General features: G+C 64.7%; 21 protein-coding genes and 1 pseudogene. 10 read left to right on the forward strand and 12 right to left on the reverse strand.

What is annotated here, in order from left to right; translation table 11 throughout:
- Positions 1-25: 25 nt before the first annotated feature.
- A complete protein-coding gene (locus CH275_RS17655) occupies positions 26-658 on the reverse strand; it encodes a class I SAM-dependent methyltransferase (RefSeq protein WP_256991098.1) in 633 nt (210 codons plus the stop codon).
- Positions 655-1551 (reverse strand): RCC1 domain-containing protein, encoded by an 897-nt coding sequence (locus CH275_RS17660; RefSeq protein WP_094679631.1) that lies wholly within the window; start codon positions 1549-1551, stop codon positions 655-657. Before CH275_RS17660 ends, CH275_RS17655 begins: the two co-directional genes overlap by 4 nt.
- A 301-nt stretch (positions 1552-1852) precedes the next feature.
- Here CH275_RS17660 and CH275_RS30040 point away from each other — a divergent pair, with 301 nt between their 5' ends.
- Together CH275_RS30040 and CH275_RS17670 are read left to right on the forward strand one after the other, a co-directional pair.
- Positions 1853-2809, forward strand: a complete 957-nt coding sequence (locus CH275_RS30040) for a hypothetical protein (protein ID WP_256991099.1) — start codon at positions 1853-1855, stop codon at positions 2807-2809.
- Positions 2806-3429 (forward strand): hypothetical protein, encoded by a 624-nt coding sequence (locus CH275_RS17670; RefSeq protein WP_094679632.1) that lies wholly within the window; start codon positions 2806-2808, stop codon positions 3427-3429. Before CH275_RS30040 ends, CH275_RS17670 begins: the two co-directional genes overlap by 4 nt.
- Here the strand turns inward: CH275_RS17670 and CH275_RS17675 are convergent.
- Together CH275_RS17675 and CH275_RS17680 are read right to left on the reverse strand one after the other, a co-directional pair.
- On the reverse strand, positions 3401-4669 hold the full coding sequence (locus tag CH275_RS17675) for a DUF4185 domain-containing protein (RefSeq protein ID WP_094679675.1): 1269 nt from the start codon (positions 4667-4669) through the stop codon (positions 3401-3403). The genes CH275_RS17670 and CH275_RS17675 overlap by 29 nt on opposite strands.
- 142 nt (positions 4670-4811) lie before the next feature.
- Complete coding sequence (locus CH275_RS17680) at positions 4812-5225, reverse strand: DUF6992 family protein (protein ID WP_094679676.1); 414 nt, start codon at positions 5223-5225, stop codon at positions 4812-4814.
- A gap of 106 nt (positions 5226-5331) precedes the next feature.
- Here CH275_RS17680 and CH275_RS17685 point away from each other — a divergent pair, with 106 nt between their 5' ends.
- Positions 5332-5574, forward strand: a complete 243-nt coding sequence (locus CH275_RS17685; protein WP_094679633.1) for a hypothetical protein — start codon at positions 5332-5334, stop codon at positions 5572-5574.
- Here the strand turns inward: CH275_RS17685 and CH275_RS17690 are convergent, their stop codons facing one another.
- Positions 5575-6141 carry a peptide deformylase gene (locus tag CH275_RS17690; protein WP_094679634.1) on the reverse strand — a complete coding sequence of 189 codons (567 nt, stop codon included), beginning with the start codon at positions 6139-6141 and terminating at the stop codon, positions 5575-5577.
- A gap of 22 nt (positions 6142-6163) precedes the next feature.
- Between CH275_RS17690 and CH275_RS30045 the strand changes: the two are divergent.
- The 3 genes and pseudogenes from CH275_RS30045 to CH275_RS17700 all read left to right on the forward strand — a co-directional run.
- Positions 6164-6292, forward strand: a pseudogene (locus tag CH275_RS30045) (DUF2256 domain-containing protein); the annotation flags it as partial.
- Positions 6293-6307: 15 nt separating this feature from the next.
- Entirely contained in the window at positions 6308-6559 is a 252-nt protein-coding gene (locus CH275_RS30050) for a DUF3253 domain-containing protein (RefSeq protein WP_243595553.1), read from the forward strand.
- Positions 6560-6604: 45 nt separating this feature from the next.
- A complete protein-coding gene (locus CH275_RS17700; protein WP_256991100.1) occupies positions 6605-8218 on the forward strand; it encodes an HNH endonuclease signature motif containing protein in 1614 nt (537 codons plus the stop codon).
- A 7-nt stretch (positions 8219-8225) separates the two neighbouring features.
- Here CH275_RS17700 and CH275_RS17705 read toward each other — a convergent pair whose 3' ends face one another.
- Positions 8226-9725 carry a fatty acyl-CoA synthetase gene (locus CH275_RS17705; protein ID WP_094679637.1) on the reverse strand — a complete coding sequence of 500 codons (1500 nt, stop codon included), beginning with the start codon at positions 9723-9725 and terminating at the stop codon, positions 8226-8228.
- 89 nt (positions 9726-9814) lie between these two features.
- Here CH275_RS17705 and CH275_RS17710 point away from each other — a divergent pair, with 89 nt between their 5' ends.
- Positions 9815-10351 carry a DUF2231 domain-containing protein gene (locus CH275_RS17710; RefSeq protein WP_094679638.1) on the forward strand — a complete coding sequence of 179 codons (537 nt, stop codon included), beginning with the start codon at positions 9815-9817 and terminating at the stop codon, positions 10349-10351.
- A 1-nt stretch (position 10352) separates the two neighbouring features.
- Here CH275_RS17710 and CH275_RS30055 read toward each other — a convergent pair whose 3' ends face one another.
- Positions 10353-10814, reverse strand: coding sequence for a hypothetical protein (locus CH275_RS30055; RefSeq protein WP_256991101.1), 462 nt, complete (start codon positions 10812-10814; stop codon positions 10353-10355).
- Positions 10815-10987: 173 nt separating this feature from the next.
- Between CH275_RS30055 and CH275_RS17720 the strand changes: the two genes are divergently transcribed.
- Positions 10988-13291 (forward strand): ATP-binding cassette domain-containing protein, encoded by a 2304-nt coding sequence (locus tag CH275_RS17720; protein ID WP_094679639.1) that lies wholly within the window; start codon positions 10988-10990, stop codon positions 13289-13291.
- A 75-nt stretch (positions 13292-13366) separates the two neighbouring features.
- On the forward strand, positions 13367-14290 hold the full coding sequence (locus tag CH275_RS17725) for an ABC transporter substrate-binding protein (RefSeq protein ID WP_094679640.1): 924 nt from the start codon (positions 13367-13369) through the stop codon (positions 14288-14290).
- 1 nt (position 14291) lies between these two features.
- Here the strand turns inward: CH275_RS17725 and CH275_RS17730 are convergent, their stop codons facing one another.
- The 5 genes from CH275_RS17730 to CH275_RS17750 all read right to left on the reverse strand — a co-directional run bounded on the left by CH275_RS17730 (position 14292) and on the right by CH275_RS17750 (position 18008).
- Positions 14292-14822 (reverse strand): LpqN/LpqT family lipoprotein, encoded by a 531-nt coding sequence (locus CH275_RS17730; RefSeq protein WP_179276209.1) that lies wholly within the window; start codon positions 14820-14822, stop codon positions 14292-14294.
- Positions 14819-15766, reverse strand: a complete 948-nt coding sequence (locus tag CH275_RS17735) for a hypothetical protein (protein WP_094679642.1) — start codon at positions 15764-15766, stop codon at positions 14819-14821. Before CH275_RS17735 ends, CH275_RS17730 begins: the two co-directional genes overlap by 4 nt.
- The gene (locus CH275_RS17740) at positions 15763-16746 is read right to left on the reverse strand and encodes a hypothetical protein (RefSeq protein WP_094679643.1); all 984 of its coding nucleotides are present in this window, start codon (positions 16744-16746) and stop codon (positions 15763-15765) included. Before CH275_RS17740 ends, CH275_RS17735 begins: the two co-directional genes overlap by 4 nt.
- Positions 16743-17042, reverse strand: coding sequence for a type VII secretion target (locus tag CH275_RS17745; protein ID WP_094679644.1), 300 nt, complete (start codon positions 17040-17042; stop codon positions 16743-16745). Before CH275_RS17745 ends, CH275_RS17740 begins: the two co-directional genes overlap by 4 nt.
- A gap of 102 nt (positions 17043-17144) precedes the next feature.
- Positions 17145-18008 carry a hypothetical protein gene (locus CH275_RS17750; protein WP_094679645.1) on the reverse strand — a complete coding sequence of 288 codons (864 nt, stop codon included), beginning with the start codon at positions 18006-18008 and terminating at the stop codon, positions 17145-17147.
- 127 nt (positions 18009-18135) lie between these two features.
- Here CH275_RS17750 and CH275_RS17755 point away from each other — a divergent pair, with 127 nt between their 5' ends.
- The gene (locus CH275_RS17755; protein WP_094679646.1) at positions 18136-19248 is read left to right on the forward strand and encodes a YbfB/YjiJ family MFS transporter; all 1113 of its coding nucleotides are present in this window, start codon (positions 18136-18138) and stop codon (positions 19246-19248) included.
- The last annotated feature ends 13 nt before the right edge of the window (positions 19249-19261 follow it).

Here is a 19261-nt window from a genome sequence, read left to right on the forward strand (position 1 = left end):
TACGATCGCGCGTCGGACGAAGTGCTCAGCAGGAGAGCCCAGCTGGGGTCGGTCCGGCCTCTGCGCAACGTCGTTCGCACACGATCGCCCCCACGGCCCGTTCGTTTCGAGCTTCCCGCACGTGCGTCTCCAGAACGTCGAACCCTGCCGCACTCAGCAGGGTGTGCAATTCCTCGGCCGGCCACCGGTAGGCACTCACGACGGCATGATCGAACGACTCGACTGTTCGGCCACTGAAGTAGCCCAGAACGAGCTGGCCTCCCGGCCGAAGCACCCGTCCGAACTCAGCGAGTGGTTCAACAATTGCCGATGGATCGTGGTGAACAGTCGAGAACCAGGACAGAACGCCACCCAGCGACCCATCGGCCTCGGCGATGTCATCGATGCTCTGAAGATCGAACCGGATGTCCGGGTAGGTGGACTTGGCGTGGGCGATGAACGACGGCACGAGGTCGATACCGCGGACGTCGAGTCCAAGCCCTGCCAGGTAATTCGTCCAGTGCCCTGGCCCGCATCCGGCGTCCAGAACCCGTCCGCTGAGGCGCTCGGCCCACGAGTGAACGATCTGGCGGTCCGACGGGTGCACTGCTGACATGGAGCCGAGGAGGTCGGTGTACTCCTCTGCACGGGCAGAGTAGGCAGCGGTCGTGGTCGTCACCGACCGAAGGTACCGTCCGTCGGACGTTCGAGCGGGAGCCGACACCAACGGGCAGGGGTCAGCTGCCAGCTATCGACTTCGCACTGGCCGTCGTCGTTGTTGCCGACCGCCAGCACAGTTCCGTCGGCTCGGAGCCCGAGCGTGTGAGTAGAACCGGCGGCCACGGCCACCACGTCTCGCCACGCTGCAACCCCACACTGCCCGCGACTGTTGTCGCCGGCCGCAAGCACGCGCCCACTGTGGAGAACGGCAACAGTGTGATAGCTGCCGGCCGATACTGCAGCGACATCTCGCCAATCCGGCAGCTCGTCGACACCGGCCATCCGATCCCCGGTTCCGATGACACGACCGCCTCGGGTGAGCCCGACAGGGTGTAGATAGCCAGCAGCTACGGCGCGCACATCACGCCAACCATCTACCGCGCACTGCCCCTTCCTGTTGTTTCCCACGGCTACGGCCGTACCGTCCGCTCGGAGCCCGACGGTATGCCAGTCCCCCACTGAGATGGAGACCAGCTCACCCCACCCTTGGACCTCGTTGGCTCCTTGCTGACGACGACCGACCGCAAGAGCTGTTCCGTCGACGCGCACCGCCAGGGTGCGCCGCCAACCAGCGGTGATACCGACGACGTTCGACCAATCTTCGACGTCGCACTGCCCGTCGCCGTTCCAACCGGTAGCAAGCACCGTGCCGTCGGTACGCAGCCCCACCGTGTGAGAACGCCCCGTGTTCGAGGCGGTGTGTACGCTCCCGACCGCTACAGCCACGACATCGGTCCAGTCGTCGACGTCGCGCTCCTCCGACTTGGGTCTGCCTGCGGTCAGGACGGAACCGTCGGCGGATACAGCAGCCGAATGCCGGCGGCCTGCGGCAATCCGAGCTCGGGTCCACATAAGCTCCCGCTTTTGACTCATCCCTCGATCATCTCAAAACAGCCCTCGACCACGTCAAGGCCGGCAGTGTCGAAGTGACAGAAAAATTGAATGGATTGCAGCAAAAGAGAATTCGTCGTCGGTTCACGTGGACAGACCGGCTGCCGACACTTCGAAGATTGGCAGATGTTGTAGCAGAATGTTTTTGGACGTTCCTTCTCCCAGGGTTCACCCTGTTCGTCTGCCGGAGGACACGAATACCCGACAATGCGGGCACGGCTCGAAATAGGCGCTGCCCGCTCACCTGGGTAGATTCACAACCATGACGACAGCCTCCACACCCGACGGGTTCGCCTTCGAGCGGTTCGACGTCACCGACGCCGGATCCATTGCCACGATCTTCGCGTCCAAGGACCACCGGTCCGGGCTCTACGTTCTGCACTTCGTCAACGGCGAAGCCTATGCCGGCTACTCCGATTCCGTCGCAGCTCAATTCCTCGCCGACAGAGACATCTGGGTAGACATCGAGGCGCTCGATTTCACGCCGGGTACCGAAGACCGGTTGGAGCCGCTGAAGTCGGTCGTCTCACAACTGAGTCGTCTACGCGAACGCCCTTCGGAGGCGGCCACACTGGGTGACACACCGGGAGCGAAAGCCGCTCTGCCGAAGGAACGAGCCAAACGCGCCACCCTGCTCGACGCAGCCGTCGGCAAAGCCCGTCGGCAATTCTGGGAACTGTCCGACCACATCGCCTACCCCGCTATCCGCAGCATCGTGGCCGATTACATCAACTCGTCGATACCCGACCCGGCGAACACTGCGAAGTACCTGTGGCAGATCGCCGCATTGTCGGACGAAGCCACCGAAACCGGCCCTCGGCGGTTGGTGACGCTGACGTGCGGTAGATTCGAGACCCTCCGCGTCGACGAGATCATGCACGAGGACGACACGATCGAGCTGGACCTGCGCATCAACACCAACGTTCCGCGCGACCGGACCGACGAGCAGCTCGAGATCTCCAACGAGACTGTCAGTGCCGGACGCGGACCGTACCGGGACGAACGCGTGTGGTCGTGGTCCATCGACCTCGGTGCGCTGCTGGAGGAGGACGTGGACGTCGACCTGGGGATCGACGACGACACCTTCGACGACCTCGCCTACGGCCTCAACGCCCGGCTGATGCGGTCCGGAGACTCCACGGGTGCAGCGGCACACAACCGCGACCTCGCTGCCGATCTGCTCGCCGAGGCATACCGACAGCTGTTCGAGACCGAGTGAGCGATCAGCTCTGGTACGTCTCCTACGGGTCGAATCTGTTGCGGGAGAGGTTTTTCACCTATCTGACCGGAGCAGACGAGAGCTCCGAATTCGGTGCGCACCCCACTGCACCGACGCCGGCGTTGCCTGCTGAGGAGACATGGCTGTGGGTCGATCATGCGCTGTATTTCGCAGGAGTCTCGCGGCGCTGGACGGGAGCATCCGCATTCGTCTCGACAACGGTCGATGCCGCGAATCGTTCTGTAGGGCATGGATATCTGATCGAACGAGCTCAGTTCGCTCATCTGGCCGCGGTCGAGAACGTTGTTGCATCCATCGATGTCGGAGCGACGGAGACGCTTGCCATCGGACAATGGTCGCAGCTGGCAGTGGATCGCACAGGCGAGAGCTTCCGCGGAAAATACGATGCCCTGCTGCGGCTCCCGGACATCGACGGACTGCCCGCGTTCACGCTGACCAGTTCGATCGTGCGGGAGCCCGGCGAACCGTCGAGCAGGTATCTCGCGACGATCCGGCGCGGGCTGGCCTCCGGGGTGTTCGATCTGGACGTCGACGCCTACCTCGACAAAGCCGTCCAACGGTCCGCGGAGATCACTTCAGCGCATCGAGGTTCGTTTTGAGAAGCAGCACGTTGTAGTCCGACCACCGAGAAGCGGTGAAGTACAGGTCTTTTCCGCTCGACATCGGATGAATGAACGGCGCGTAGATTCCGCCGGCTGTTTGGTTGGAATCGAGGATCGTCTTCGGCGCACTCCACGGGCCCTCGGGATTGTCGGCAGTGCGTGCGACCAACGTGCGAGAGTTCTCGTCCCCGTACATCATCACGTAGCGGCCGAGGTAGTCGTTCCACGCAACCGACATCTCACTGACCGGGCCCTTGACGATGGCGACGGTATCGCCGATGTTCTTGGACCATTGCTTGGCTGGATCAGGATCCTGCGTCGAGTACTCGTACGCGTCGAGATTCTCGATGTCGGCCGGCGCGACTCGGGCGACGAACGCATCGCCGAATCGTCCGTTGGGAGTGCCGAACTGATAGAGGTACTTGCCGTCTCGACCCAGTACGTACGCGCTCTGCTGAAACTTGCCCTGGCTTTCGTGGACGTTGGTGAAGCCGGGGATCGTGACGCCCTTGTTGACGCGGATGGTCTTGGGGTCCGTCGTCCAATTCTGGCCGTTGTCGGTCGATTTGGCTGTCGCGGAGTAGTTCGTGACCCAGCGGCCGGGTGCACCCCAGCTCTGCACCGACATGTAGTTGATGTACTGGGTGCCGCCGATCGCGATGGCCGCCGTCGGGATGGTCGTGTCTTCGACGCTCGGTAGCTTTGTGCTCGAGATGATCTCGGCGGCATAGCGTGGGTTGTCAGCTCTGACAACAGCGCCCGAGGTGGTGTTGTTCGGGTCGGCCGGACCGATCTTGATTCCCTGGGAGAGGTCGGTCGACGCCTTGTCCGACCGGAAGAGCGCATTGCTGCGCCACTGGGCGTTGCCGGACGAGCAATCGCCGAACGTGTCACCGAACGCCATCAGGATCTGGCCGGAGCCGTTGTCCCAGGTGATGCCCAGATCGGTCCCCGACATCGCCAGATCGTTGTAGGTGTCGTTCACGCTCTGAGGTCCGGTGACCCAGGCGATGCTCTGAGTGTTGCCCGTGATCCGCGGGAGAGGCCCCTGCGGGCCCTGCGGGTTCTTGCCCGACATGCCCGCGCTGCCCGAGGAACCGAACAGCGGCGACGAACCCGGCCCACCCAGGCCACCACAGGGTTCGGCCGAGACGGTAGGCGCGGTCAGAGCGCTGAGCCCGCTCACTGCCAGTGCCAGGACAGCCCCGACAGCGATCTGCCGACTACGTACACGCATGAACGAACCCACCGTTTCCCGTGTGACCCACGATACTGATGTGACTAGTGGGACGAGTGTTACGCAAATCTACTCATCGCGCAACAAATGAGGCGTGTCGGTGCTTGACAAATCGCCTACTGCGAGAATGACACTGTTGTGATTAGCGCCTGATCATGCGGGCGTGCGTCGTGTCCAGAACGAGCAGGGCGAGGCCTTGGACCACGACTGCCGTTCCGTGACCCAACGCCTGGTCGGCGGTGATCCTACGGCCGAACCGAGGCTTCCTGACGGCGATGTGCGCACCGGTCGCGATGTAGAGGACGTCGAGACCGGCGTTGATCCAGAGCAGCCGGCTCAAGCTCGCAGCCGTCGGGGGCTTGGAACTCAGTGCGCCGGCACCCGCGATCGCCAGATCGATCGCACCCCACCCAGCCGTCTGCAGACCGAACGCGCGACGAGCAGACGATGAGCCCTGCCAGGCCAACGCAGTCCCGGCGAGCACACTTCCACCACCCCACATCGTGAGGCGACGGCCTAGCCGTTCGGCGACGATGGGAGCTTCGAGTGCGGTCATGGTTCCAGTGTGCCGTGTTCGGCGGCCGCGCAGTTTCGTGACGCAAGGTCGGTTGCGATCGATCCAGTGAGGACCGAGTTTTCGTGCTCGAAACGACGGAGCCACCATGCTGCAGAAGATTGTCGCCGGAGTCGCCCTGGCAATCGGCGGAACGACGCTGGTCGCTCTCACCGGTAGCGGCGCAATCGTGTCGGATGTGGTCTTCGACGGAGTCACTGCGATCGCTGCCGGCCGAGTCGAGGCGACGGGAACGTCACAGGAGCAACCCACCACGATCGAATTCGTTGTGTCGGACGGCCGGTGGAAGCTGGAACGCTCGACGGCGTGCGCACTTACCGGGGCGTGCTGATCACCACCCGAACGGATTCGAGTCGGATCCGGGCAGCCAGCTGTTGCCCGGCCCCAACCATCCATTGGCTTTGATCATCTTCTTCGCTGCACGCTGATTGCGGCCGATCAGGCGGTCGAGATACAGATGACCGGCCAGATGATCGCACTCGTGCTGCAGGCACCGAGCCAGGTAGCCCTCGCCCTCGACCGTCACCGGGTTGTTCTCCACATCGACACCGGTGACGCGGGCCCAGTTCGCGCGGCCGGTGGGGTACCTCTCACCCGGAACCGACAGACACCCTTCACCGTCTTCGGGGTCGGGCATCGTCTCCGGGATCGGCGACGTCTCGAGCACCGGGTTGACCACGTGCCCGCGGTGACGGACGCCGCCGTCGCGCAGGTCGTAGACGAAGATCGCGCGCGAGTCGCCTACCTGGTTGGCGGCGAGACCGGCCCCGTGCGCGGCGGTGTTGGTCTCGAACAGGTCGTCCACGAACGCGGCCAGTTCCGCGTCGAACTCTGTGACCGGAGTGGCGCAGGTTGTCAGCCGCGGGTCGCCGGCAATGAGGATGGGTCGAATCGCCATGCGAGAAGGTTACTGTCGAAGCATGGCTCATTCTCGCCGCTCCCCCACGGCTCACCCCGCGGACAAGGTCTGCGCATCGTGCGGGCGGCGAATCGAATGGCGCAGGAAGTGGGAGAAGAACTGGGATGACATCAAGTACTGCAGCGACGCGTGCCGGCGGCACAAGGTGAGCACCACCGACAAAGAACTCGAAGACAAGATCCGAACCCTGCTCGACGCCCGATCCCGCGACGCCACGATCTGCCCCTCCGACGTGGCACGGGCCCTGTCCGACGACGGATGGCGCGACTTGATGGAGCCGGTCCGCCGCGCGGCTCGACGCATGGTCGACGCGGGAGAAGTCGAGATCACCCAGAAGGGATCAGTCGTCGATCCGTCGACCGCCAAAGGGCCCATCCGCATCCGATGGAAGCGCTGACCTGCGCCGCAGAAGTTGTCGGTGGGTGGGTATAGCTTTCGTGGTGTGAAGACATGGGGGGATGTGTTCGAGCTCGGAGATCAGGAATTGGTCTCCGAGCTAGCCGACGTGACCTCCCACGAAAACGCGCTCGCTGCAGCCAGATTGACGCTGCTCGCCGAGATCGACCGACGTGGTTTGGCGATGAAACTCGGTCATTCCTCCGTCACCCGCTGGTACGCGAGGTCGGTGCGCATCACCGACGGATCCGCAACCCGTCAGATGGAACTCGGGCACTGGCTCACCGACTGGCCGAGCGTGCTCGACGCCCTCGGCGGTGGTGACATCCATCTCTCACATGCGTCGGCGATAGCCGACGGGTACGCAACCGTCGTCATCGCCGACCCCACCCTCGACGCACAGCGCCGCCACGCTGTGGTCGCCGAACTGCTCGAGACCGCATTGCGGAGCACCGCCGGGCAGGTCACCTCCCGCGCTCAGGCATTGGCGCATTCCGCGGCCGACGACGCCCGAGCCCGACACGAGCAGGCCGAGAAGCAGCGACGCGAACGGGAACAGGCGAGCCGAGCCGATGCCGGGTCGAGCGACACCGACGACGCGAGTGGTTCGGATGATGACGCGAATGGTTCGGGCGATATGGGTGGCGCGGGTGATTCGGGTGGCGCAGGCGAGCCCGAACCTGCTGGGCCGGAGCCTGTTCCGTCGGGGCCGCCGCCGGTGCCGGTGGCGGAGAATCCGAATCTGAACCGGTTCGATGTTCATCCTCTGGCCAACGGGCGCTTTCAGTTCGGCGGCAACGTCGACCAGCTTCTGGCGGAGAAGCTGCTCACCGCGCTGTCGCCGTTGACGGCGCCGCGGCCGGGTCCCGGTGGCGAACGCGATCCGCGTGGTCCGTCGAAGCGGCGGGCCGATGCACTCGATCAGATCCTCGACCGACACCTGCACGGCAGCAGCCGCGGGGCGGCGGGCGGGTCGCGGGCGTCGGTGCACCTGATCGTTTCACTGCGGGACTTGCTCGCCCACGGCGGTAGAACGCAATCCGACAGCACTGCAACGGATTCGACGGGAACCGGTGCGGTCGCCACTGGCTCCCCGAACAGCGGTGCCGGTGTTAATGGTGTTGGGCAGAGGTCTGCGCCCGCGCCGGGCGACGATGCTGCTCGCGGCGACACAGCAGCCGGTGGTGATGGTGCCGTGCAGGGGTCTATGCCCGCGCCCGGCGATGCCGACTGGCCGTTCCGCTTCGACTGGGCCGGCCCGATCAGTCGTTCCCTCGCCGAGCTCGTCACCTGCGACGCTGACCTGACGCCCGTCATCGTCGACCACCACGGCGTCCCCCTCGCCCTCGGGCGAACCACCAGACTCGCCTCCGACGACCAACGCATCGCCCTGACCATCCGCGACACCTGCTGCGTGATGTGCGGCCGCCCCGCACAGTGGTGCCAAGCCCACCACGTGAAATTCTGGGAACACGGCGGCAGAACCGACCTGAACAACCTCGCGCTGGTCTGCGGAGAATGCCACCGCCTCGTCCACCACGGCGACTGGCAGCTGATCATGGGAGACGACGGACACCCCTACGCCATCCCACCCGAATCCATCGACCCCACAAGACAACCCATCCCCAGCCACCACCGACGAAAACGGCGCGCAGCCTGAGGACAGGTCAACCGCGTAACGCTCGCTTGAGCAGCTTCCCGCTCTGGTTGCGCGGTAACTCGTCGACGAACGTCACTGTCTTGGGCACCTTGAACGGCGCAATTCGACCCTTGACGTGGTCGATCAGCGCCTCCGCCGACAACTCCTGCCCGGCCTTCAGCACGACGACGGCCGTCACCGCCTCGATCCACTTGTCGTCAGGCGTTCCGATCACCGCGACCTCTGCAACCGCCGAATGGGTGTAGAGCGCATCCTCCACTTCGCGTGACGCGACGAGAATGCCGCCGGTATTGATCACGTCCTTGATCCGATCGACGACGGTGATGAACCCCTCGGCATTGCGGGTCACCAGGTCGCCGGAATGAAACCACCCGTCCGAGAACGCATCTGCCGTCGCCTCTGGCTTGTCCCAGTAGCCGTCACACAACTGAGGGGAACGGTAAAGGATCTCGCCGGGCTCACCGTCCGGCACATCGTTGCAGTCGGCGTCGACGACGCGGGTCTCGACGAAGAAAACCGCGCGGCCGCACGACGCCGGCCTCGCCTCGTGCTCGGCAGGCTGCAATACCGTTGCCAACGGCCCTATTTCGGACTGCCCGAAACAGTTGTAGAACTCGATGTCCGGATACCGCTCTCGCAGTCGGGTGAGCACTGTGACCGGCATGATCGACGACCCGTACTGCGCCTTCTTCAACGATGAGAGATCGCGCGTCTCCAGATCGGGGTGATTGGCCAGCGGAACCCAGACCGTCGGGGCCAGGAACAGCGACTTGATCTTCTCTTCTTCGATGCGGCGCAGGATTTCCGGAACGTCGGGCCTACGCATCAAACGCACAGTGGCACCCACAGACAGGTACGGCAGCATGAACACGTGCATCCCCGCCGAGTGGTACATCGGCATCACGAGCAGAGGATCGTCGTCCTGAGTGAACCCGAGGGCGATGACACACGAGACGTACTCCGCAACCAGCGCACCGTGAGACATCATCGCGCCCTTGGGTTTCGACGTCGTTCCGGAGGTGTAGAGCAACTGAGCGAGGTCGGTCGACTCTGCGGCGGGGTCGAGGTCAGAACTGTCGCCGTCCGTGCCCAGCACATCGGGAAGAGACACCACGTGCTCGATGCTCAGGGTGGCACGAACCGAGTCGAGGATGGGCACCAACGTTGGGTCGACCAGCACCGCGCGTGCGCCCGACTGTTCCAGCAAGTACTGCAATTCCTCGCCCACGAGCGCGTAGTTGATCGGAACATGTACCAACCCGGCTCGCACACAAGCGAGGAACGCGACGACATACGCATCGGAGTTGACGCCGTACGCCGCCACACGGTCACCTTTGTCCAACCCCATCGCACGCAGTCGTCGAGCAGCGCGGGTGACAGCGGTATCGAGTTCTCTGTAGGTGTGGCTACGTCCCTCGAACGTCACGGCGAGACGGTCGGGGAATTTCGCTGCCGACCGTCGCAGGACGCCGTCGACGGTGTTCACTCGTGTTCCGCTGCTGCTCATCACTCGACTTTATAGGACGTCCAAGCATTTCGTCCCGTGTTTGGCTGCCCTTACGGTTCGCGCAGGACCAGTGGGGCATGCGGGAAGGTATGACAGCCAAACAAGCACTGGACAGCCTCGAATCGGCCTCTTTTCTCGACGGAGCCAGCAACGCGATCAACGGGGTTCTCGCGCCCGCACTCGACGACACCGCCGTCGGTTCCGCACTCCGCGGCCGGTGGATCGGACACCCCATCCACCCAGCGCTGGTCAACGTCACCATCGGCAGCTGGACGAGCGCAGTCGTCCTCGACCTGATGAATCACCAGTCCCGGGCGAGCAAACTGGTGATCTCCGTCGGGCTGGCGTCCGCACCGGTAGCCATCGCCACCGGCTGGGCGGACTGGTCGACGATGAACACCCGCCAGCGACGCGTCGGGATGATCCACGCGGCCTCCAACGCGACCGGCGTCTTCCTCTTCCTCGGCTCCTACCTACGGCGTCGGAAGCAGACCGATGGCATCGCCAAGGCACTGGCTGCTGCAGGTCTGGCAACAGCGAGCGTCGGCGGCCTCATCGGAGGCCACCTTGCCTACAGCTCGACCGAGCAGGAACCGGCTCCAGGCAAGCACAGCATCAGCCGGTAGATCAACAGTTGTTCGGCTCACCGATCTTCACCGCGGACAGCAGTGCGTCCCCCTCACCGATGAGAGTCCCTGCGGGCGGATCCTGCGCTACGACAATCCAGTTCGAGTCGTTGACCTGCATCCGGCTCGCACCGGACGCGTCGACGCTCCGCGAGTAGAAGACACCTGCAGCCTGAATCGCATTCTGGGCAGTCTGCAGATTCATACACACGACCGGAGGCATGGCCACGAGGACCGGCTCCGCGGCGGGCGGTTCGGGCGCGGTGGTGTCCGGAAGGACAATCCTCTCGATCGACGTCGGCGCGGTCGTGGCTGGGGTCGTGGTCACCTCCATGGTCACTGTCCGCACTTCGGTCCGGACCTCGGCCTCGGCGGAGTCCGTAGATCCGCAGCCCGCGAGGACGAACACAGGAAGGGCGAGCACGATGGCCGATCCCACGCGGAAGGGACTATTGCTTGTCATGAATACCTTTCGACGTAACCGACGGCCTGATGCAACCGGTGCCCATGAGAGATCGCCAGACCGGTAAGTCTGTTACGGCGGGCTCTTTCCGAGCATTTCCGTACGCCGTACGGTAGACTGCGTCGGCCCCGGACGAACCAGCGTCAGGGGCGGCGAAAGGCGACTCGAACGCAATGACTCAAGCCCAGCCGACGATCTCGACCGAACCATCCACACCTCCAGACGAACTGTCCACCATCATCGTTCGCGGAGCACGCGAGAACAATCTCCGCGACGTGAACCTCGACTTGCCCAAGCGTTCGCTCGTCGTCTTCGCCGGCGTCTCCGGATCCGGCAAGTCGTCGCTCGTCTTCGACACCATCGCCGCTGAAGCCCAGCGGCAGATCAACTCCACGTTCACCGCGTTCGCGCAGACGTTCCTTCCGTCCTACGGCCGTCCCGACGCGGACCTGATCGCCAATCTCTCGGCCGTCGTCATCGTGGATCAGAAGCGACTGTTCGGTGGCCCGCGTTCGACCGTCGGCACGATCACCGACATCGGGGACTGGCTGCGCATGCTGTGGTCTCGCGGCGTCACGCCGTCGATCGGGTACGCCAACGCCTTCTCGTTCAACGACCCCGCCGGAATGTGCCCTGAATGCGAAGGGCTCGGTGAAGCGAAGGTCGTCGACCTCGGCGAACTGGTAGACGAGTCGAAGTCCTTGCGCGAGGGGCCGTTCAAGCATCCCGACTTCGAGGTCGGCAAATGGCCGTACCGAGTGTTCGCCGACTCGGGCCTGTTCGACCTCGATGTCCCGATCGAGCAGTACTCAGCTCGAGAGCGCCACGTCTTCTTCGACGCCAAACCCGGAGAAGTGGAGGTGACCAACCCCGACGCCGTGATGAAGAGCTACGAGGGGATCGTCTCCAGGTTCCGGCGCAGTTACTTGGCGAAGGACGCCGATGCGCTCAAGGGCAAAGCCAAGCTCGCGTTCGAGCGCATCGTGACCCGTGGCACCTGCGAGGCCTGCGGCGGCTCTCGATACAACGAGACCATCCGAGGTGCCACCCTCGAAGGGTTGTCCCTGCCCGACGCCTTCGCGATGCAGGTCTCCGAACTCGCCGACCGCATCGACGGCTGGGACATCAAAGGCCTTGGCACCTTCACGAGCGAAATCGTTACGCAACTACGCAGACTCGTCGATCTCGGGCTGGGCTACCTCAGCCTGGACCGCGCCACGTCATCGCTGTCCGGTGGTGAATCGCAGCGCATCAAGATGGTGCGGCATCTCGGAGCCACCCTCAACGACATGCTCTACGTCTTCGACGAACCGACCACCGGTTTGCACCCCCGCGATGTGCACCGCCTCGACGACATGCTGCTCGCCCTGCGCGACAAGGGCAACACCGTCCTCGTCGTGGAGCACGACCCCGAGGTGATGGCCATCGCCGACCGCATCGTCGAGATCGGACCCGGGGCCGGAAAGGCCGGCGGCACAGTCGTGTTCGAGGGAACCTACGACGAGCTGCGCACCGCGGACACCCGGACGGGTGCCGCACTGCGGCGTGAGAACATCGAATTGCGGACTCCCCGCGCCCCTTCGGGCTGGCTGAGCATCACCGGAGCAACCACCCACAATCTGCGCGACGTCAGTGTCGACGTTCCGCTGGGAGTCCTGACGGCCGTCACCGGGGTCGCCGGTTCCGGCAAGTCTTCTCTCATCCACGGGCACCTCCGCGAGGCGGCCCCGGACGCCGTCATCATCGACCAGGCACCCATCCGCGGTTCGCGCCGCTCCTCTCCCGCGACGTACACCGGACTCCTCGACCCGATTCGCGCCTACTTCGCCAAGAAGACCGGCCGGCCCCCGTCGCTGTTCTCACCCAACTCCGACGGTGCCTGCCCCGACTGCCAGGGCAGTGGCGTGATCTTCACCGACCTCGGTTTCACCGACCCGGTGACCAGCACATGCGAGACGTGCCAGGGCAGGCGGTTCCGGTCGGGTGCCATCCGGCATACCGTCGACGGCGTCAGCATCGCGGACATCTTCGAGATGTCGGTGGAGGACGCGCAGGACTTCTTCGACGTCAAGAAGATTCGCGACATCCTGCGGCGATGCCGCGACGTCGGGCTCGGCTACCTCTCGCTCGGCCAGAACCTCTCGTCGTTGTCCGGTGGCGAGCGCCAACGCCTCAAGCTCGCCACCGAGCTGGTCGGATCGTCACCGGTGTTGGTACTCGACGAGCCGACGACCGGTCTGCACCCGTCGGACGTGTCGAACCTGATCGCGTTGCTGTCCGGGATGGTCGACGAGGGCAGGTCGGTGATCGTCATCGAGCACAACCTCGACGTCATCGCCGCCGCAGATTGGGTCATCGACCTCGGCCCCGACGGCGGCCACAACGGCGGCCTGGTCACGTTCACCGGAACGGTGGACGGGCTACTCACCTCGGACACCCACACCGGGCGGTACCTGGCGCGCAGCCTGGGACGCTGACCCAAGACCCGATAGTGTTGGCGCTCCACGGGCATCGGACACACAGGAGCGGCAGTGCAGCGTCGATCGGCACGAATGATCTCAGCAGGGTTCGCGGTCGTCGCGCTCGTTGCAGCCGGGTGCGGCAGCGCGACGACCGATACCCCGGCCGCCACCTCGTCCGCTGCACCGAGCGGGGAGTTTCCCAAGACGATCGCGTCGGGCTCGGACGGCGGGACCGTCACGATCGACGCGATGCCCCGCACGATCGTCTCGCTCAGCCCGACGGCCACGGAGACCTTGTTCGCCGTCGGGGCGGGCGAGCAGGTTGCGGCCGTCGACGATCAGTCGGACTATCCGGCCGACGCGCCCAAGACCGGCCTGTCAGCATTCACGCCGAGCCTCGAGGCGATCGTTGCCTACGACCCGGATCTGGTGATCACCTCGACCGACCTGGGCATCGTGACGTCCACTCTCGCCGAGGCCGGTGTCCCGACGTTGTTGCTGCCGGCCGCGACGAGCCTCGACGACGCATACTCGCAGATCGAACAAGTGGCCGGCGCGACCGGGCACGACGCCGAAGGCGACGCAGTGGTCGCGCAGATGCGTGACCGGATCGATGCGGCCGTCGCGAGCGTGCCGACGCGCGAAGAGCAGCTCACGTATTTCCACGAACTCGACGACACGCTGTACACCGTGACCAGCCAGAGCTTCGTCGGCCAGATCTACGGCCTGTTCGGTCTGCAGAGCATCGCCGACGGCTCCGATGCAGGAGATTACCCGCAGCTGTCCGCCGAGACGGTGATCACCGCGGACCCCGACATGATCTTTCTCGCCGACGCCCAATGCTGCGGAGTGACAGCCGAATCCGTCGCAGCTCGGCCGGGCTGGGGATCGATGCCCGCCGTCCGGGACGATCGGATCTTCCCGATGGACGAGGATCTCTCGAGTCGATGGGGACCTCGCATCGCGGACCAGGTGGAGGCCGTCGCCGCCGTCGTCCAGCAGATTCCGGCGTGAGTCACTCGTACCCGATCCGCACCTCGTCCACGAACTCGTCTGCTGCCCAACCCAATCGAGCCCTGGTCAGGTCGGGCAGGGTGACCGTCATCTGTACGAGGTACTGATCGACGATGTGGTGGACGACGACATAGCGGGTCCGGGCGAACAGCGTCCTGCCGTCCCAATCGTATCGACCGGCGATCGAGACGGACGGCAGTCCGCGCAGCGGTGCTGAGTCGCGACTGACCTCGACCCAACCGGGCAACGCCCATGAGTCTCCGAACCCGCACTCCAGGAGCGATATCGGGTCCACTGATCGCGTGAACTTCCCGACCAGAGCCAGCGCATTCGGCACGAACCCGTCGACGGCATTCGCCGGCGAACAGAGCACCGCGGTGGCATGCGGGAACAGGTGCTCGGGAACCAGGTCCCAGCCCGGCATTGTCGGCAGTTCGAGACCGAACCTGTTGCATTCGTTGCGATGCACGGGAACGAGTTCGACCCCCTGCTGCTCGAGGAAACTTTCGATCGCCCCCTCTCGAACCGTCACTGGACCGCATTCCTTCCAACGGAGGTCGATGCGGCGCGATCGGCGCGGATACGCTCGAGCAGACTGGGCGGACGGAGCAATTCGCGCGCATCGTCCTGGCCTAGTTGCTCACGAGCCCAGGGATTGTCGCGACACCACTGCAACAGGGCATACAACGCATTCGGTTCGACCTTCTTCTCGCATGCCATCAGTACCAGCACCTGATGCGATTCGCTGTCGGCTGCGCGGTACGCGACTCGGACGGTTGGGTACCAGTGCGGATGTGACAGGGCCGGATTCGGATGCGTCTGCGGTTGCAGCTCGACGATCCCGTCCCACGGCACGACCGTGACGGCTGTGGTGACCTTCCACCCGCGGCGACGATAAATCTCTTCCACAATGCCATCGGGGTGCAGCGAGATTCTGGTGCGGTTGACGACAAGCACACTCAGCGCGAAGAACAGCAGGAGTATCGGAGCGCCGAAGTGCGACATGACCAGGATCGTCAGCTGGTGGCGCGCGGCACCTACTGGTTCATCTCCTCCCCACTGGACGTAAGACACACCGGCCACCAACGCGAATACAAGTATTCCGCTGCGGTACAACACATTCCCCCGCCCCGGCACTGCCACGCCTCGGCTGAATCCGGCGACGTTCACCGGTCGGACGAAACGTGAAAGCCGCGCAGATCCGATGCCGGACAACAACACCGCGAGCGTGAGCGGCAAGGAAGACACCAACGTCAGCCACGACATGGAGAGCAGAGTGTCCGCGTCGATTGTTCTCTGCAGTCCAACAGTCACGATTGTCGCGGCAAGGACGGCAGACAGAACGCCGAGCGCTATGAGCCAACCCAGGTGAACACTGCGCCACGTTCTCACCCACAGTGGGTACTTCTGTCCTACCGCGCTTTTGCTCAGCACATCCTCGCGATGTGGCGTCCGGTTGTCCCTGTGTTCGCTCATTTCCCTGCCGCCTCGAACAGCTTGTCCACGCTGTAGCTGACGAATCCGCCCACAGCGATTCCGGCAGCAGCGCCGGCCACCGTGCCCGGCCCCGGAACAATAGAACCCGCCAGGCCACCCACGGCACCGAATGCCCACGTCGCAACTGCTCCAGCGGCTATCGGTGTGGCCTCGACGATGACCCCTTCGGCCGGGTTCATCCCCTCATCGATTTTTCCCGCGATCCCGGGAATCGCGCCCGCAGCGACTCCGAAGACCCCGAGCCCACGGCCGATGTTCTTGGCAACATCGTCGACGGAATCGACGCCGGGAAATTCCAGCGCCCGCCTCGTCACGGCGGCCATGCCGCCGATCACCGTCGATGCCACGGTCGTCGGCCAGTCCGGCATCCACGAGAACGAGCCGTCCGGGTTCTCCACGAATTTTCCGGTCGGGCTGCTGAGCCCAAGCTCGGTCAACAGCTTCGTGGGCTCGGCCAACTGTTGCGCAGCGTCGAGCGCGGCCCGCTCTGCCTGCTTCAGAGCACCTTGAATGTCCTGGGTCAACTGCGCTGCAGCAGAGCGCAGTTCGTCGGCCTGGCGCACTTTCTCTTCGCCCAGGCTGTCCGGTATCAGCGCGATCATTCCCTCGGGGTCCACCACACCGTCGGCCCGTACGGCGAACCCGCTCGTCGTCGCCGCCGACACCTGCGTCTGCAGGTGCGCCTTCGCGGCCTCGACCATTCCTGCTGCGGTCTCGAATGCCTTACCGAGTGAATCGATCTCACCGCACACCGAGCTCATCCGGGAGCATTCGGTCACCACGCGTTCGGCTGCGGCGTCGGCTGCTTCGCCGGTCCAGCTCTCGGCCAGCACATCCTGCTCCTCCAACACCCCGGTGCGCTGGCCGTTGACGCGCTCGACAATCTCGGCCAGTTCGATCATCGTCTTGCGCATCGACTCCGGCTCCCAGCCCGCGACGTGCGGCACCGTCGGGGTCACTTCGGCTGGTCCATCGCAGCGAGGCGGCGGGCGAGTTCGTCGTCGGCGATCTCGTAGTTCTGCGCGACCCCGCGGGCAATGTCTGCGACGCACTCGGCCCGCCCGGCGAGAGCTGCAACTGCTCCGGCCGCTGCCGCTGCCGCCGCCGCACACGCTGCACGAAAGTCACTACCCTGCAACGCATTCTCGGATTCCCGGAACGGGGCGAGGGTATCCAACTCGGCAATCGCCTCCCCCGTTCCCGACAACACATTCGAGAACTGCCGCAGGATCACTGGATCCACATTCACTGTCATGTCGTTCCCCCCGAGTCGGACCGTATCGACGCCCGGTGAATCGGCGTCATCGGGTTTGACGCAGCGACCTTGTGATCGGTTCCATGCCGGCCAGTGACGGAGCTAGGAGCGCGACCGATCGAGTCGCTCACGCAGCGGTGGTGGCACCAGCAGGTCGGGTGAGTCGTAGCCGGTCAACCGGATCCGGTTGGCCGGGCCGTCGGTGCACCACTTCATCAGTGACAGAATCGCATTCGGTTCGGCTGCCAACATGTGAATCCGAATCGCCATCCGGTTCGGTTCGTCGAGTCGGTCGCGGGGACGCTCGACGCCGAGCCCGGTGGCTCGGATGTACAGGACCGGTTCGGTGAATCCACTCCCCCGTTTCTCGGAGGTCCGGTAGGTCGATGCCTCGTACTGTTCCACGTCGTTCCAGCGCACGAGGATATCGCGGGTACGCGGAAAGAAGAACATCCACGACCGTCTGCGCCTGACGAACCCGTCGGCGAACAAACGCAGTTCGACGCTGCTGCGAAACCCGAGCGTCACCAGCAGCACGACGGCGGCAATTCCAGCGATCGGGATGCCTACCGGAGCCAACTTGTCGTTCTCGGACAGAGCGACGCCGATGCCTATCGCTGCGATCGACGCGAGCGCGGTCAACCAGAGCTTGGCCCTCCGGGGCGGAATCGACACGCCGCTACCATGCGCGTCGTCCTCGACGCGCCGGACGAATCCGATCGGGATACCCCACCGAATCACGTTGTCGTTGAGACCGATCCAGGTGCAGATCACAAAGGCCAGCAGAGCCATCGAACCGATGTCGATCCAATCTCCGTCACCGCGGATCGCAAGCTGCCCTCGATAAACTGAAATCGATACCACTGCAATGGTGGCAATGATGGCCTGCCACAGTCGACCCAATGTGTTCGGCCAGTGCGGCACCCAGATGGGTCGTTCTGCGTCGGTGTACTTTGTCTCGCTCATGTGTCCCCCGCTGTCGGCATCAGAAGTTGGACGCGCTGGAGGCTCGCCCGGTTCCCTCATGTCCGTTTCGCGAGCCGAAGATACGACGCGTACCGTTGACCCGGCTAACGACCTAGGGGGTACCGCAATGAACGGCCGTCGACTGTCGTTCGCCGCCGCTGCCGGACTCGCGGCGGCGATGGGCGTCGGACGATTCGTGTTCACGCCGCTGCTGCCGATCATGGTCGACGCGGCTGAGGTGACGCCGAGCAGCGGTGCCGTCATCGCGACCGCGAACTACGCCGGCTATCTCGTCGGCGCAATCGTGCTGTCCGTGCGCCCGGCGATCAACACGACGACATCGTTCCGACTGTGGACAGTGGTCCTCGTCGCCAGCGAGTTGGCCATGGCTGCAGTCCATTCCACCGCAGCGTTCTCCGCACTGCGATTCCTGGCGGGCCTGGCGAGCGCCGCGGTCTTCATCGCGTGCGCGAGCACCGTTACGAAGCATCGCGCCGACGGTGCCTCACCCGGTATCGCGTTCGGTGGTGTCGGCGCAGGCATCGCGGCGTCGGGAATTCTGACGCTGCTTCTCGGACCGCACCTGTCCTGGGAGGCGCTGTGGATGTGCTCGGCGCTGCTGACGGTGGTCCTCGTCGCCCCGGCGTGGACGCTGCGGGTGCATGCCGAGCCCGCAACGCGGACCGCGCCCGGCGACATCGACGGCACGACCCGAACGGTATGGCGGACATTGCTGTTCGCGTACTTCTTGGAGGGCCTCGGTTACATCATCGTCGGCACGTTTCTCGTGGCGGCGGTCGGTGGCCACGGCAGTACGTCGGTGGGTCCGGCGGTGTGGGTCGTCGTCGGGTTCGCCGCAGTGCCGGCGACGGTGTTGTGGCAGGCAGTCGCCCGCCGAACCACCCTGCTCAACGCCTTGGTGGCTGCGTTCGCGTTACAGTCGATCGCAGCAGTACTCCCCGCCCTGACCGGGAACACCGTCGCCGCCGTGTTCTCGGCTCTGCTGTTCGGCGGAACGTTCATGGGCATCACGATGCTGACGATGAGCGCCGCCCAGACACTGCCCATCGGACGTACCGCGGCAACACTGACTGCGGTCTACGGCGTCGGGCAGGTGGTCGGCCCGCTGATCGTCGCACCCGCCATCGGCGACTCCTATTCGATCGCCTTCGCCATCGCGACCGGAGTCCTGGTGCTGGGAACCGCGGCTTCCCTTCGGGTGTTGCGGTCGCCTGCGTAGGGCCACCCGCAAA

The organism is Rhodococcus sp. 06-235-1A (assembly GCF_002258785.1).
Classification (GTDB): Bacteria; Actinomycetota; Actinomycetes; order Mycobacteriales; family Mycobacteriaceae; genus Rhodococcoides.